The sequence below is a fragment of the Komagataeibacter europaeus genome (assembly GCF_002173515.1).
In the GTDB taxonomy this organism is placed as follows: Bacteria; Pseudomonadota; Alphaproteobacteria; order Acetobacterales; family Acetobacteraceae; genus Komagataeibacter; species Komagataeibacter europaeus.
The window spans coordinates 3,417,813-3,432,285 of sequence record NZ_CP021467.1; the positions used below are offsets into that span (position 1 = coordinate 3,417,813).

The 14,473-nt window shown below is 63.1% G+C and carries 14 protein-coding genes; 8 read left to right on the forward strand and 6 right to left on the reverse strand.

Features of this window, described 5'->3' with window-relative positions; genetic code table 11:
- Positions 1-45: 45 nt before the first annotated feature.
- On the reverse strand, positions 46-1,023 hold the full coding sequence (locus S101446_RS15710) for a hypothetical protein (RefSeq protein WP_048851055.1): 978 nt from the start codon (positions 1,021-1,023) through the stop codon (positions 46-48).
- Positions 1,024-1,216: 193 nt separating this feature from the next.
- On the opposite strand from S101446_RS15710, the gene S101446_RS15715 reads away from it, so the two are divergent.
- The 7 genes from S101446_RS15715 to S101446_RS15745 all read left to right on the forward strand — a co-directional run bounded on the left by S101446_RS15715 (position 1,217) and on the right by S101446_RS15745 (position 7,931).
- Positions 1,217-1,642 (forward strand): hypothetical protein, encoded by a 426-nt coding sequence (locus S101446_RS15715; protein WP_087608766.1) that lies wholly within the window; start codon positions 1,217-1,219, stop codon positions 1,640-1,642.
- 78 nt (positions 1,643-1,720) lie between these two features.
- Positions 1,721-2,293, forward strand: a complete 573-nt coding sequence (locus S101446_RS15720; RefSeq protein ID WP_010509836.1) for a phosphatase PAP2 family protein — start codon at positions 1,721-1,723, stop codon at positions 2,291-2,293.
- Between the two features lie 346 nt (positions 2,294-2,639).
- Positions 2,640-3,800 (forward strand): AraC family transcriptional regulator, encoded by a 1,161-nt coding sequence (locus S101446_RS15725; RefSeq protein ID WP_010509832.1) that lies wholly within the window; start codon positions 2,640-2,642, stop codon positions 3,798-3,800.
- Between the two features lie 376 nt (positions 3,801-4,176).
- A complete protein-coding gene (locus S101446_RS15730) occupies positions 4,177-5,118 on the forward strand; it encodes a 2-hydroxyacid dehydrogenase (RefSeq protein ID WP_087608907.1) in 942 nt (313 codons plus the stop codon).
- A 451-nt stretch (positions 5,119-5,569) separates the two neighbouring features.
- Positions 5,570-6,952: a voltage-gated chloride channel family protein gene (locus S101446_RS15735; RefSeq protein WP_087608767.1), complete on the forward strand. Its 1,383-nt coding sequence runs from the start codon at positions 5,570-5,572 to the stop codon at positions 6,950-6,952.
- Positions 6,953-6,954: 2 nt separating this feature from the next.
- Complete coding sequence (locus S101446_RS15740) at positions 6,955-7,437, forward strand: hypothetical protein (RefSeq protein WP_231289959.1); 483 nt, start codon at positions 6,955-6,957, stop codon at positions 7,435-7,437.
- Complete coding sequence (locus tag S101446_RS15745) at positions 7,434-7,931, forward strand: DUF4232 domain-containing protein (protein ID WP_087608768.1); 498 nt, start codon at positions 7,434-7,436, stop codon at positions 7,929-7,931. The genes S101446_RS15740 and S101446_RS15745 overlap by 4 nt, the downstream gene beginning before the upstream one ends.
- 113 nt (positions 7,932-8,044) lie before the next feature.
- Here the strand turns inward: S101446_RS15745 and S101446_RS15750 are convergent, their stop codons facing one another.
- The 5 genes from S101446_RS15750 to S101446_RS15770 all read right to left on the reverse strand — a co-directional run bounded on the left by S101446_RS15750 (position 8,045) and on the right by S101446_RS15770 (position 12,977).
- Positions 8,045-8,875 carry a phosphoenolpyruvate hydrolase family protein gene (locus S101446_RS15750; RefSeq protein WP_087608769.1) on the reverse strand — a complete coding sequence of 277 codons (831 nt, stop codon included), beginning with the start codon at positions 8,873-8,875 and terminating at the stop codon, positions 8,045-8,047.
- Positions 8,853-10,082: a Tm-1-like ATP-binding domain-containing protein gene (locus S101446_RS15755; RefSeq protein ID WP_087608770.1), complete on the reverse strand. Its 1,230-nt coding sequence runs from the start codon at positions 10,080-10,082 to the stop codon at positions 8,853-8,855. The genes S101446_RS15750 and S101446_RS15755 overlap by 23 nt, the downstream gene beginning before the upstream one ends.
- Positions 10,079-11,272 (reverse strand): arabinose transporter, encoded by a 1,194-nt coding sequence (locus S101446_RS15760; protein ID WP_087608771.1) that lies wholly within the window; start codon positions 11,270-11,272, stop codon positions 10,079-10,081. The genes S101446_RS15755 and S101446_RS15760 overlap by 4 nt, the downstream gene beginning before the upstream one ends.
- Positions 11,247-11,543: a putative quinol monooxygenase gene (locus S101446_RS15765; protein WP_010509814.1), complete on the reverse strand. Its 297-nt coding sequence runs from the start codon at positions 11,541-11,543 to the stop codon at positions 11,247-11,249. Before S101446_RS15765 ends, S101446_RS15760 begins: the two co-directional genes overlap by 26 nt.
- Positions 11,544-11,615: 72 nt before the next feature.
- Complete coding sequence (locus S101446_RS15770; RefSeq protein WP_087608772.1) at positions 11,616-12,977, reverse strand: aminotransferase-like domain-containing protein; 1,362 nt, start codon at positions 12,975-12,977, stop codon at positions 11,616-11,618.
- 160 nt (positions 12,978-13,137) lie between these two features.
- Here S101446_RS15770 and gluP point away from each other — a divergent pair, with 160 nt between their 5' ends.
- On the forward strand, positions 13,138-14,430 hold the full coding sequence (gene gluP / locus S101446_RS15775; protein WP_244184313.1) for a glucose/galactose MFS transporter: 1,293 nt from the start codon (positions 13,138-13,140) through the stop codon (positions 14,428-14,430).
- Positions 14,431-14,473: the final 43 nt, after the last annotated feature.

Consider the following 14,473-nt stretch of genomic DNA (forward strand, 5'->3'; position numbering starts at 1 on the left):
GCAGGCGCCCGCGCCCCGTGGTCAAGACCGGGGGCGGGCAGCCGTTCAAGGACAGCGGCGCGGGACATAGGATACGACCCGGTCCAGCAGCGTATCCATTTCGGGCCGGGCCATCGGGTCGATGCAGGTCGCCACATATGCGCGGGCGCGCTGCTTGATGGTATTGGCCGAGCGGAGGCTGATGGAAAGCGCGTCACTTTCCTCAATCAGGTCTGCAACCGTCATGTGCCGCTGGAATGCGGTGCGGGCAATGTCAAAGGCCATACGCTCCACGACCGTTTTCATCTCCGCGCGGCCAAAGGCGGACTGACAGTTCATCAACTGGGCATTGGCCTGCGCATATAGCCGGATAACCGGCAGTTTGCCGCTGCGGTGGAAATGCCGGTGGTGCCATGACCTGACCCACATGTGTTCGCGATGGGCGGTTTCATATTCATGTATATCCGCGCTGTCATCCTGGATCAGGGCATGCACGGCACGCGCGGCAAGCCATGCGGATGCAAAATCGGGATAGGCCTTTCCATTCCATAATGGTTCGCCCCCACGCGAACTGGTGGCAAAGCGGAAATTACGTTGCCCGTCCACCCCATACAGTATGGAAACGGATGGAGCCGTTAACGGGTCATGCCCCACGACAAGGATATGCCCGCCATCGCCCGCATGCATGTGGCGCTGCAGGGTAAACAGGTCGAACAGGGCATCATCTTCAGCCGATCGTTCCGCATGCGCCTTTACATAGGTCAGGAAAAGTGGATTGCGCACGCCGGTCACGCCACGGGGACAGAAATCAAACCGCCACCATCGCGACATCCTGACCATGTGGAACGCCAGCGCATTGCGCAGCCGGGTCAGGGCGGGGGAAGCGGCGCCATCATTGCAAAGGGCCTGTATGTCACGGAACCGGTTTGTCAGTATATTGATCTGCCGCGCGAAAGGACGCCGGGGATCAAGATAGTGCAGTATCTGGCCCGGGGAAGAATGTTCAAGGTGCCAGTCGGCCGTACATCCGGTGGTTTCACTCATGATTGACATGGTCCCTGTATGAAAAAAGGGAATGCGGCATGGCATACGTACGATGCCGCGGGCGTTTCACGGCGTTGTGCTGGGAAATCGACGGTTGGGAAAACTGCCTGACCGTGCCGTGGATACCCTGTTTATATTGAAAACGAATATCATTCGCAATACGAAAAATGCAGGCTGCTGACGGAATTCCTCCATGTCCTACTTTCCTGCGCCGACCAGGCAGGGATGGATTGGCGTTATTGGCATGATGCAGGATCTCTCCATTACCACGTCGTTTGGTCTGGACATGAAGATGCAACTGCCTGCGTGGCGGCACCGGACGATGAACAGAAAGCTGTATGTCCGGCCAGGGACTTTCTTCATGCTATCGGCATGGAAGTATGTGGCCGAATATTATGGATATATAGTGGAAGACGACCTCGCCCGGCATCGCGCAGGACCGGGTGCCGCCAACCTTGCGCGGGTCAATGGCAGTCACGGTCCGGCTGGCCACGGTAAAAGAAAGTGGCAGGGTGGAATACGACCTGACTTGCGTGGCGCATGGGGCGTGGTGGCTGGATATCCGAATTATTTGCAAAAGTGTCTGGATCGTTTTCTTCTGTCGGAAAACGCGTTCTGATCAGACTTCATGATTCTGGTCGGGCTGTCCGGTCCATGATATGTGGTGCAGGAACAAGACAGGACGGTCCATTTCATTATGACCGATTTCATCACCGATTTTGCAGATCAGGCCGATATTCTGCCGGTGGTGCTGACGGTTGCCTGCATCATGGGCCTGCGGGGATGGTGGCAGGGCATGTATGTATGGAGCGTCGTGATTGTCCTGACGCTGGGGGTCATGCTGCTGCTCAAGATCGCGGGCCTGTATTATGCGTGGTTGACCCAGACCGTGGTCATAAGCCCCAGCGGACATGTCGCGTCGGCGTGTGTGGCGTATGGCGGGCTGCTGGTCCTGTTATGGCGACGCCAGCTGGTGCGTTATCCCGTCGCCATGCTGGTGCCCCTGCTGGGAGTGGCGGTGGTCATTGGGTATACGCGGCTGCAGTTGCAGGCCCATACCATGGGCGAGGTGATCGTCGGCGCCCTGGTCGGGTGTATCGGGGGAATGGTGCTGGGTATGAAATGCGGGCCGGTGCCCCCGTCGCTATGGGGCTATCTGCTGCCGTGCGTGGTCTGCATCGCCATGGTATTCCATGGTTTCCACATGGGGGCAGAAACGACGATACGGCATGTCTTTTCTCCCGAGGAGCTGTTTCCCACACATCTGTAATGCACATGGGGCCGAATTCTTTACTGACTGTCGGCTTGGGCCTGCTGCTGGCAGGTTGTATGCGGCATATCCCCATCCATCCGCGATTGGCCGTGAAATCCGTGCCACAGGCCGATGAACCACCGGTGCATCCGCAGGACGCATGGATATCCCGCCGCTGCCCGGTCCGGAGACTGGACGTCGGGTGACGTGGAAATCACAGGCCGTTACACCGCCGCCGTGCAGTCTTCTCCGGATTCAGGGTGGCGGCACGCGTGGGGAGATAGGCAGGAGGGGCGGGTTGGTGTTATTCATGCCCCATGAAGTGTAGGGACAGGAGAGGCACGGGTAAGAAAATGGGACGATCGTGCAGGTATGCGCGGCCCCGGCCCGCAAGGGCGTTCCGCCAGCAATGGGGCGGCAGGGCAGGCGGATGATGCCATTCGATCCTGATACGGCTTCCCCATTGGCGGCGGCCCCGCCTGCGGGCAGTCCGGAACTGGGGCAGTTCGCGTTGCAGATACCGGGCATGCACCTGAACAAGCTGTTGCAGGTGCTGGAATCGCGCGGGGTGTCCGTTGCCCATATCCTGGCCCGTTTCGGGCTTGACCGCTCCGGCCTGCGGCTGGGCGGATCGCATATCCTGTATGGGGATTACGTGCGCCTGCTGGACTGTATCCTGACGGAGGTCACGGTGCCGGGGCTGGGTTTCCTGGCCGGGCGGCATATCAACGCGGCCGATTTCGGGGTGGTGGGCTATGCCTGCATCAGTGCCCCGACCTGGCGGGAAGCCATAAGCCGCTTCATCCGTTATCAGGCCCTGCTGGGCTATGGCATCCGCATTCGGCAGGACCTGGTGGAAAATGCCAGCCATGCCGTGATCGGTGCGCGTGTCCTGCCTGAACTGCCCGCGCGCACCCTGCTGTATCTGGTCGAGGAATGGCTGGGCAACTGGAGCGCCTGGCTGGAAACCAGCGGGCTGGAACTGGCGGAAATCCGCCTGGTGGTGCCGCGACCGGATCATGCAGCATTGTATATGCGGTATTTTTCCTGTCCGGTGCATTTTTCCTGCGCGGAAAATGAAATCCGCGTCTGCCGCAGCCATCTGGGCAGCATGCCCGAAATGGCAAATGATATCGCTGCCAACATGATGGCGGATTACTGTGAAAACATGCTGGCGCGCATCAACCAGAGCCTGAGCATTGTCGAACGTGTCCGGCAAAGCATCAGCGCGCAGTTCCGTGCCCCGCCGCACGCCACACGCCCCACGCTGGAGGTCGTCGCCGCCGATCTGGGCATGGGCGCGCGGACACTGCGGCGCATGCTGGCGCTGGAGGGCGTGCGTTTTCAGGATCTGGTCAACGAACACATGGCCCGGCTGGCGCAGGCCATGCTGCGTGACAGCGACCGTTCCATCAAGGAAATCGGTTTTTCGCTTGGTTATACCGAAGTATCCGGCTTTCATCGCGCCTTCCGGTCATGGACCGGCATGACCCCCGGTGCCTATCGTGAGGGCAGGGACGGATAGGCATGGTTTGCACGGATATAAAGTAAACTACGCATTATTGATATCTTGCAGGGGAATGTTCATCCATTATCGTAACATTCCTGCTATCATGTGCGGGTATGCCAATATCATGAATTGAAAAACGTATTTCTGGCGGCGGGGTGAGTTTCAGATTGCTGAATTATTGAATTTTTATTCAGAATTATAATAATTCCCGAATACATGACATGCCAGTCGTGCAGGGGGCTGGCAGTTTTTCTGTTCCGGCCTGCGGGATGGAAATGGACGCGTCAGGAATAGGGCGCGTATGCGTAAATTAGGGGTCACGGCGCCATGCCTGCCGCAGTCAGGGGGTGGATCATGGCGTAGGGACGGCTCATCAAGGGAGATGGAGTGGATGGCACGGCTTATTATCAGCGCGGATGGGCCCGATAGCGTGGTGGGATGGCGTGCGGCCTTCCATCATGTCGCCCCGGATCTGAAAACCTGTTCATGGTATGACCCCGATCTGGAACTGCGGGCGGATGATTACGCGTTGGTCTGGACACCGTCCTCCGCTGATCTGGCCCGGATGAAGGGATTGCGGGCCATTATCTGCACCGGTGCAGGGGTCAACCATCTGCTTGATGATCCCGCTTTTCCCGCCCATGTCCCGCTGGTCCGCATGGGCGGGGACCAGACGGCGGCCCTGATGGCCGATTATGTGCTGTGGGCGGCGCTGGGACTGCTGCGGGACGCCCGGACATGGGCGTTGCAGCAGGCGGCGGAGGTCTGGCGTAACAACCGCGTGTCGCGCACCTGCGCCGAAACGCGGGTGGGGATCATGGGCATGGGGCATCTGGGCGCGTATGTGGCGCGTCACCTGCACCATGTCGGGTTTGTGGTGTCGGGCTGGCGGCGTTCGGCGCGGGACGTGCCGGGAATTCGCGTATTCGCCGGTGATGCGGCATTGCCTGATTTCCTGCGCGATGTGGATGTCCTGGTCAACCTGCTGCCCAGCACGACCCGGACGCGCGGCATGATCAACTATGACCTGCTGGCGCAACTGCCGCGTGGGGCGGGGCTGATCAATGTGGGCCGGGGCAACCATGTGGTGCAGGCCGATCTTGTCCGCGCGCTGGACGAAGGCTTGCTGGGCGGGGCCGTGCTGGACGTGACCGTACCCGAACCCCTGCCGGCGGGGGATCCGTTATGGCGCCATGAACGGATTACGGTCACGCCGCATGTGGCGTCCGAAGCCTCGCGGGAGGCGCAGGTGCGTTATGTCGTGGATGTCATTGGCCAGATGGAACGCAACGAACGTCCCGCGCTGCTGTGTGACCCCGGGCGTGGGTACTGATCTTTCAGGGATTTCTTCAAAACGGCGCATTGATAAAAAGCTTATGGGGGCCGCCTTTTCTCCAAAAGGCAGCGTTTCCCTGATGCATCACCAAAAATAGCCCTGACAAGCCTGTGAAACTGTCCCGGACCCGTTCGCGAAGCGGTCCGGGGGCCATTCTGTGCCCGGTCGGTCAGGGGGCCGCATGACCGCAAACCGGGCAGGGAAAACGCAGGAGGTCACGCCATCATGCTTGACCGTGATTGCGATCCGGGCTTTTAAGGACGGACGGCAATGGACTCTGCCAGACCATGATGGTCGAACCGTCTCCTTCATAGGGGACTAATGATTCCTACCCAATGCCATTGCGGCAACAGGGGAGGAATCCGTGTAGGGTCATCAACATCATGTCCGCATGCAGGCCAGAGCCGCCTGTCGTTCCATGAAAAAAAGCCGGATCTGGCGAATATCAATGAATATTGACGTAATCATGCGCGATGGCTGCCGTGTGGCGGCCGTATTGCTTAAATGGGCGTGTCTTCTGGTCGGGCTGTCAGCGTGTGTTGGCAGTGCGTGCGCCGTGTTCCTGTGGCTGCTGGATCAGGCGGCGGCCATGCGGCTGTCCCATCCGTGGCTGCTATATGGCCTGCCGGTGGCGGGCATGGCGATTGGCCTTCTTTATCACTGGTTCGGTCGCACGGCGGAGGGCGGAAACAACCTGATCGTGGACCAGATTCATCAACCCGGCGGTGGCGTGCCCCTGCGCATGGCGCCACTGGTGCTGGTGGGAACGGTTGTCAGTCACCTGTTCGGTGCATCGGTCGGGCGGGAAGGCACGGCGGTGCAGATGGGCGGCAGCATCGCCAGTGCGATCGGGCGGCTGTGCAGCCTGCGTGACCCGCATGAAATCCGTATCCTGCTGATATCCGGCATTGCCGCGGGCTTTTCCGCCGTATTTGGCACGCCGGTGGCGGGGGCGGTATTCGGCATGGAGGTGCTGCGGGTGGGGCGCATTGAATATGGCGCGCTGGTTCCCGTCATCCTTGCCGCCACGATGGCGGACTGGGTCTGCCATGCATGGGGGATCGAGCACGTACCCTATATCCTTGGCTTTCATGGTTATGCCGGGCTGGACGGGCGGTTTTTCCATGCCGACGTCATCCTGCTGGCCAAGGTGATGGTGGCGGGCGTGGCGTTTGGCCTGGCCAGCCTGCTGTTTGCTGAATCCGTGCGCCGGGGTGCGGCCCTGTTGCGGCGCGCCTGCCCCACACCGTGGCTACGCCCCGGCATTGGCGGGGTCGTGACCATTGCGCTGGTCTGGATATGCGGGTCACGGGACTATCTGGGGCTGGGCATTTTCGCCCCGGAGGATGGGGGGGCATCCATCCTCGATTTCTTCGGGCCCGCGCATTATCCGCTGGCCTGGGCGTGGAAGCTGGTGTTTACCGTTGTGGTGCTGGCGGCAGGCTTCAAGGGCGGGGAGGTCACGCCCCTGTTCTTTATCGGGGCCGGTCTGGGCAATGCGCTGTCTGCGTGGCTGCATGCGCCGGTGGACCTGATGGCGGCGGTGGGGTTCGTGGCCGTGTTTGCCGGTGCGGCCAATACGCCGCTGGCCTGTACGCTTATGGGGGTTGAACTGTTCGGCGCGGCGGATATCGTCTATTTTGCCACGGGCTGCTTCGTGGCCTATGTCTGTTCCGGGCATTCGGGGATCTATCTGGCGCAACGTATCGCGGTGCCCAAGCGGTACGCGGCCCGTACGCTTGCTGGCGCGACACTACGGCAGGCGTGTGCGGGATATCGGCCAGATATGCCCGCCACGCCCACCCTATCGGGCGAAAAGGCATCATCATGATCATGTCCCGCGCATCAATGACATCGCGCCGCATGGGCCGTGCTGTGGCCATGGGCGGCCTGTGCCTGGGGGTTGTCTTCATGGGGCGGGTTTCTGGCGCATGGGCGACGGAAAATGTGCCCCCTTCGCCTGCGGAACAGCGGATCATCACGCAGCGCGTCACCGCGCTTCCCGCCCGGGAGCGTCCGGGTGTCATGGGGCAGGACATGGCATGGCAGATGACCACCTTCCTGTGTCAGGACGCCGCGCGTTCCGTACTGGTCCACAGGGGCGCACAGCCACACCGCTTTTTCCTGCAGGATGACCGCCCCGACAGTCAGGTCGTGGTCAGCCCGGCCCTGATAGAAGGGCGCGGCCAGTATATGCCGGCCACAGGCCCCATGCGCTGGGTGGCGTTTACATGGTCCTGCCATCTTGATCCCGCGACCGGCCATGTCGTGCGTTTTGACGTAAACCCCGCGACACGACAGGGCAGGGAACCATGATGCGGTGGCTGGCGGCGGGTGTCGCCCTTGGTTTGTCCTGCCTTCCGGTCTGCGCCCATGCCCATGGGGTGCGTGATTGCACGCCCCGTCATACGGTCATGGTGCTGGATGATGGACAGGGTGCGTTTGATGGCATGATGCACAGTGGAATGTGGCTTGTGGTGCGCAATACCGGCATGCGGGCCTGTACGCTGGCATCGGTCGGTCCGATATCGTTTGAGGACGGACACCATCACGCCATCCCGGTCCGGTGGCAGCAGGCCGTGGCCATGCCGGATGGCGTGCTGCTACCGGGCGGGCAGGCCAGGACAGCCCTGCGCTGGGTGTCGGGCAATGCGTTTGACCCGGGTTACTGCATTACCCCGGCAACACTGGTGCTGTCGTTGCACAAGGGCGCGCTGCGACAGTCCTTCGGCCGTAGCCTGTGCGCGCTGTCCGGCACGCCGCCCGCACTGGAACAGCAGCCGTGGCAGGCAGGGCCAGCACGGCAATAACCTGAAAATCATGAAGAAGCTTTTGGTGAAGCTTGTTTCAAAAGCTTCAAGGAACGCCGCCTTTTTGCAAAAAGGCGGCACCCGGAAACGTCTATCTGTCTTGCGATACGCTTTTAGCGGGTCAGGGATTTGAAATTGCGGGTCTGTTCGGTCAGGGCAACCTCAACCGGCAGGCGCTCCATGCTGGATGCGCCATAGAAGCCGTGGCAGTCCGGGCAGCCGGACAGGACCTTCTGTGCATCAGCCGGCATGGCAATCGGGCCGCCATGGCACAGGGCGATAATGTCGGGGCGCACGCTGCGCGCGGCTTCGGTAATCGCGTTGATCCGTTCAATGCAGTCATCCAGCGTAAACGCGGTTTCCGCCCCGATCGCCCCGCCCGTCGTCAGCCCCATATGGGCCACCAGCACGTCAGCGCCCGCTTTTGCCATGTCCACCGCGTTGGCCGGGTCAAAGACATAGGGCGTGGTCAGCAGGTCCTTGTGGTTGGCGCGGGCGACCACGTCCACCTCCATGCTGTAGCTCATGCCGGTTTCCTCAAGGTTCTTGCGGAAATTGCCGTCAATCAGCCCCACGGTAGGGAAGTTCTGGATGCCTGAAAAACCGACGCGTTTGACATCATCAAGAAACACATCGAAATCCACGAACGGGTCGGTGCCATTCACCCCCGCCAGTACCGGCGTGCCGGGCACGACGGGCAGGACCTCGCGCGCCATTTCCATGACGATCTGGTTGGCGTTGCCATAGGCCAGCAGCCCCGCCAGCGACCCGCGGCCCGCCATGCGGTACCGGCCGGAGTTATAGATCACGATCAGGTCGATCCCGCCCGCCGCCTCGCACTTGGCGGACAGGCCGGTGCCCGCGCCGCCGCCCACGATGGGCTTGCGTGCTGCGATCATGGTGCGGAATCGGGCAAGGATCTCACTGCGGGGAATGCTGGGCATTGTCTGTGTCCTTCATGAAGATAAGGGAAAATTCATGCGCAAGCGCATCGGCAAAGGCCGGGTCGTTGATCGCATGGGGCAGGCGGATCAGCCGGCGGCGCGGGGTCTGGTCCAGTGTTTCGGACAGTGCGGTGTAGAAGGCCTCATCCGCCACCGGGTCGTGAAACGGTGCGTCCGGCTGGTCCAGCATGGAAAAACCGCCCTCGGGGTAAAGGAAGCGGACCTCCCCTTCGCACCGGTTCAACTGGTGGCCGATCATGTGGCCCATGGCGCGGCATTCCGCCACGCTGGTGCGCATGAGGGTGATATGCGGGTTATGTTCGACAAACACGCGGTCGCGATACCGTTCGGGCACCGTGGCGCGTGCGCCGAAATTGACCATGTCCAGCCCGCCGCAACTGCCCACATACGGGCGCTGCGTGCGAATGACGGCGCCCAGGCGGTCGGTATCGCACGGGAAAATGCCGCCGGCCACCAGATCGCAGAACTCGGTCAGTGTCGTATCAATGAAGCCGCGTATGACCCCGTCATCCGCCAGCCGTTCCATCGCGCGCCCACCGGTGCCGGTGGCATGGAACACCAGGCAGTCAAACCGTCCCGACAGGTCATGGACAATGTGATCGACGCACGGCGTGGTCACGCCAAACATGGTCAGGCCAATGGCGGGGCGGGGGTCCGGGGGAATATGGCACGGCGTGCGCACCATGCCCGCCATGGCGTTGGCGGCGTTGCACAGTATGACACGCGACAGGCGGTTCAGCCCCTCCATGTCGGTTACCGAATACAGCATGGCGATATCCGATCCCCCGACATAGGGCGCGGTATTGCCCGACGCCACGGTGGAGACCACAAGCTTGGGCAGTCCCAGCGGCAGCGCCTGCAACGCAGGGGCCACCAGCGCCGTGCCGCCGGACCCGCCAATGGCGATCACGCCCGCCATGTCGGTGCGCGCCAGCAGGTAATGGCGCAGGGCAACCGCCATGGCGCCAATCGACTGCCCGCGTTCACCACGGAATACGGCGCCTGCCCCATCGGGGTGGCACGCGGCCACCGTACGCGCGCTGACATCCGCATCGGCATCCGTGCCGCGTGTGCTGACATCCACAATCAGCCCCTTTACCCCACGCGCATGCAGGCATTGGCGGATATAGACCAGTTCTGCGTGCTTGGTGTCGCAGGTGCCGGGGATATAGACGGTATCCGTCATGTGGGTTTCCTCCCATCGCGGGCGTTGAGCAGGGCCAGGATGATGATGGCCGCCCCCGTGGCGCACAGGCCGCCGACCAGAAACACGATTCCATACCCGTAACGGTCCGCCAGAAGCCCGGCCAGCGGCCCGGTCGCGCCATAGGCCAGATCCTGAAAGGCGGCGAAACCGCCCAGCGCCGTGCCGCGCATGTGCGGGGCGACCAGGCGCACGACCTCAACCCCAAGCGAGGGATAGACCATGGAACATCCCGCCCCGGTCAGCACCGCGCCCCCCAGCGCCAGCAGCGGCGTGGAAGCGCCCCACAGCAGGTATTGTCCCGCCGCCTCGATCAAAAGGGAGAACAGCGCCACCTTCAGCCCGCCGATCCGGTCGGGCAGGTGCCCGCATGCAACGCGGCCAGCCACGAATGCGACCCCGAAACAGGTCAGCCCCAGCCCCGCGTAAGGCCAGTGCGCATGCAGGAAACGCAACGGCAGGAAAGCCCCAAGTGCGGCAAACCCCACCCCCTGCAACGCCACCGCAATGCCCTGCCAGCGGATGGTGCCCAGAATACGCCAGAACGGTGGCCTGCCCCCCGCATGCGGCTGCGAAGGCGGTACATCCCGCACCAGTCCCAGCCCCAGCAGCGGCAGCAGCGCGGATACCAGCATGAGGGCGCCCAGCCCCCAGTGTTCGTATATCGCAAGCCCGATCGGGCCCCCCACGGCAAAGGCGCCATACATGGCCGCCCCCGTCCACGCCAGCACCCGTCCCGCGCGCTGCTGGCCCATAAGGCCGATACCCCAGCCCAGCATGCCCACGATGGTCAGGCTTTCCCCGATCCCCAGCAGCAGGCGTCCCGCGATCAGGATGGCGTAACGTGCGCCATTGGGCAGGCTGGCCATGCCCGCCAGCACGCAGATCAGGCTGGCCGCCACATACAGCGCCAGTCCCGCGCGCATGCATGGTCGCCCGCCCCTGGTATCGGCAAACGCGCCCGCATGGTTACGGCTGAGGATTGTGGAAAAGAACGCGATGCCTACCGCCAGTCCCGCAAGCCCGTTGCCGTAACCCGGCCAGTGCAGGATGGCGACCGGTATGGCCGCCAGCGGGAGTGCGACCGCCATGTAGGACAGGAACAGCGCAATGGCGAGGCGCCCCAGCAGCCCCAGCGGTCCGGTATCAGATTTCACGTGTGATGCGCACATGCAGCGGTTCGGCCAGCGCGGTCCGGAACACATCCGCCATCGCCCGGAAATGTGGCGTGGTTTCATGTTCGCTCAGGGCTTCGGGGCTGGCCCAGCGTTCCACGAATACGAAAACCGCAGGGTCCGACACGTCACGGTGGCATTGGTAGGAGAGGTTGGTTTTTTCCAGCCGGGATGCCTTCACGCAGTCATGGATGGCCGCGATCGCCGCTTTTTCATGGTCGGGGCGGACGCGTATGGTGGCGATGACCGTAATGGGCTGCTCTGTCATGGACTGTCCTCGGCTTGTGTCTGTCGCGGGGATGATAGGATGCTGTGACACTTTCCTTCCACGAAGAAAGTGTCACGTGACACTATTGTCCATCCCATCCAGCACATGACGCAGGCGGCGCAGGGCTTCCGTCAGGTCAGGCAGGGCGACCGGGCCAAGGCACAGCCGTATGCCGCCCTGCGTGCAGGCGCCGGGTGCCGCCATGAAGGGCCGCAGCGGCGTGACCGTCACGTCTTCGCGCGCGGCGGCAGGCACGAAATCAGCCGCCTGCTCCATCGACATGGGCATCCATGCATGAAAGGCATCATAGGCGGGCGGCGTCAGGTCGGGGCCAAGAATACGCAGGGCCAGTTCACGCCGTCGTCCTGCCTCGCCCCGCAGCGCGCGCCGGACGGCGGTCGCGGTGCCATCAAGCATCCACTGCGCCATCATGGCATAGGACAGGGGCGCGATCATGAGCGATGAATTCAGCAGCGCATCGGCCGCCGCCGCCATGAAGCGGGCAGGGGGCGCAAGTGTGCCGATACGCAAGCCGGGGCTGAGGGTCTTGGACAGGCTGTTGACATAAAACGTCCGGTCTGGCGCCAGTATCACCAACGGGGGCAGCCGGTCGTCCCGCGCGCAGTCATAGACGTCGTCCTCGATGATCAGGGCGTCATGCGCCCGGCATATCCGCACGATGTCGTGCCTGCGGGCGTGGTCCATGGTGGCGGTGGTGGGATTGTGCATGGTGGGGGTGACATACAGCACGCACTGGCCGGTCCCATGGGCATGCAGCATGCGCTCCAGAGGTCCGGGCAGCAGGCCATGCCGGTCCATGGGCAGGCCATGCGGGGACAGCCCCGCCTGCCGCAGCAGCGACAGCATGCCGGGATAGGCCAGTTCTTCCGTTATGGCGACGGTGCGGACCCTGCTGCATACGCCTGCGGCCACACCCAGCGCCTGCTGCGCCCCGCTGGTCAGCAGCAGGCGGTCAGGCGGCATGTCCACCCCCAGTTCCGCCAGCCAGTGGCCCATGATCCGGCGGTGTTCGATATGGCCAGCGATGGGCGGGTAGACGTTGAACAGCGCCGGATCGACCGTATGGGCCAGGCGGCCCAGCGTGCGGGCCAGCGCGCGATTGCCGAACATGGGCGGCGGCATGTTGGCCGACAGGTCGATCGCCTGCCCCGATCCACCGGGGCGGGAGGCCACGAACATGCCGCGCCCGCGCACGCTGCGCACCAGTCCGCGCCGTTCCAGCATGGCATAGGCGCGGGTTACGCTGCCCACCCCTATGCCCAGTCGCCATGCAAGGTCACGATGCGCAGGCAGGCGGTCCCCTGCATCCAGCTTTTCCCTCAGAATGTCACCCGCCAGCGCATCCGCCAGGCGTTCGGCGGGTGGCGTGTCACCGGGGGGCAGGTGGGGATGCCATGGGGAATGCAGGCGCATGAGGGACCAAGCCTGTCCTGTTGCGGGTCACGCCCGGCATAGCAGGTCGTGCCCCGACACGAAATATGCGCGCTGGCGGCGGTCATTTCCATGTATCATGTTGCGTATCCAGTACAATCCGGGCGCGGACGGGGTGCGTCCCGACAGAAGGGGGAAATACTTGGCCCATCATCGTTTGGCGGGAACGGACGGCGTCCTTGGCATGCGGCCACTGGCCATCATGGCCGGGCTGTTTTTCATCATCGGCTTTGTCACATGGCTGAACGGTCCCCTGATCACCTTCGTGCAGGTCGCCTTTGGTCTGGGGCCGGTGGGCGCGTTTCTGGTGCCGATGTGTTTCTACCTGTCCTATCTGGCCTGCGCCTTTCCCGCGATGGGCCTGGCGCGGCGCATGGGGCTGCGCGACGGGATCGTGGTGGCCCTTGTCATCATGGCCGCGGGCACGGCCGTATTCGGGGAATGCGTGGGCAGGCGCTGGTATCCCGGCGCGCTGTCAGGACTGTCCGTGCTGGGGGCGGGACTGACGCTGCTGCAGGTTACGGTCAACCCGTATGTCACCATGCTGGGACCGCCACAGGGGGCGGCACGACGTATTGCGGCCATGGGGATCGCCAACAAGGCATCTGGCATTATCGCACCAATAGTATTTTCTGTTCTGGTCATGCGCGATATCGGGGGTGTCATGACCCATCTGGCCAATGCGGTGGACATGGGACGGCGTGCCGCTGTGCTGGCCGCGTTCGCGCATGCCGTGGTGGTGCCCTATCGCTGCATGGCGGTTGTGCTGCTGTGCGTCGCCTTCGGGCTGCGCCATGCGGGCCTGCCTGATATCCGGCTGGTTGTTGATGCCGATACCGCCACGCCGCATTCCGGGCGCATGCCTGCGCGGGCATGGGTGGGGATTGCCGTGGTGTTCATCTATGTGGGCGTGGAGGTCATGGCGGGGGACGCCATTGGTGTTTATGGGCGTGGGGTGGGAATTTCGCTGGGGCAGGCGCGGTTCCTGACCTCGCTCACGCTGGGGGCCATGCTGGCGGGTTATGTGGTCGGGACGGTCATGGTGCCCGACCGGTGCACGGTGGTGCGCTATCTGCTGGCATCCGCCATCCTGGGGATGGCGCTGTGTCTTGTCGCGGCCATGACGCCGGGGGTTGGTTCGGTCCTGTGCGTGGCGCTGCTGGGGCTGGCCAACGCCATGATGATGCCGATCCTGTTTCCCCTTGTGTTGCAGGCGGCTGGTAACGGGCAGTATCGCGCCACGGCATTGCTGGTCATGGCGTTTTCGGGCGGGGCGTTCATGCCGCAGCTTTTTGCCGGGCTGATCCCCGTTATCGGGATGAAACCCGCCTTTGCGGGGATCATGCTGCCTGCTTACGGCCTGATCGGGGGATACGCGCTGTGGATGGGGCACAGGGGCAGACAGAATCCGGGCTTGGGGGACAGGGCAGCATGACGGGCCGCCCATGAAACGCCCTGCAGGCCACAGGGCTGTTTCT

Excerpts from the sequence above, each read along its gene's own strand:
- S101446_RS15710 (WP_048851055.1), bottom strand. The coding sequence starts at position 1,023 with ATGAGTGAAACCACCGGATGTACGGCCGACTGGCACCTTGAACATTCT.
- S101446_RS15715 (WP_087608766.1), top strand. The coding sequence starts at position 1,217 with ATGTCCTACTTTCCTGCGCCGACCAGGCAGGGATGGATTGGCGTTATT.
- S101446_RS15720 (WP_010509836.1), top strand. The coding sequence starts at position 1,721 with ATGACCGATTTCATCACCGATTTTGCAGATCAGGCCGATATTCTGCCG.
- S101446_RS15730 (WP_087608907.1), top strand. The coding sequence starts at position 4,177 with ATGGCACGGCTTATTATCAGCGCGGATGGGCCCGATAGCGTGGTGGGA.
- S101446_RS15735 (WP_087608767.1), top strand. The coding sequence starts at position 5,570 with ATGAATATTGACGTAATCATGCGCGATGGCTGCCGTGTGGCGGCCGTA.
- S101446_RS15740 (WP_231289959.1), top strand. The coding sequence starts at position 6,955 with ATGTCCCGCGCATCAATGACATCGCGCCGCATGGGCCGTGCTGTGGCC.
- S101446_RS15745 (WP_087608768.1), top strand. The coding sequence starts at position 7,434 with ATGATGCGGTGGCTGGCGGCGGGTGTCGCCCTTGGTTTGTCCTGCCTT.
- S101446_RS15750 (WP_087608769.1), bottom strand. The coding sequence starts at position 8,875 with ATGCCCAGCATTCCCCGCAGTGAGATCCTTGCCCGATTCCGCACCATG.
- S101446_RS15755 (WP_087608770.1), bottom strand. The coding sequence starts at position 10,082 with ATGACGGATACCGTCTATATCCCCGGCACCTGCGACACCAAGCACGCA.
- S101446_RS15760 (WP_087608771.1), bottom strand. The coding sequence starts at position 11,272 with ATGTGCGCATCACACGTGAAATCTGATACCGGACCGCTGGGGCTGCTG.
- S101446_RS15765 (WP_010509814.1), bottom strand. The coding sequence starts at position 11,543 with ATGACAGAGCAGCCCATTACGGTCATCGCCACCATACGCGTCCGCCCC.
- S101446_RS15770 (WP_087608772.1), bottom strand. The coding sequence starts at position 12,977 with ATGCGCCTGCATTCCCCATGGCATCCCCACCTGCCCCCCGGTGACACG.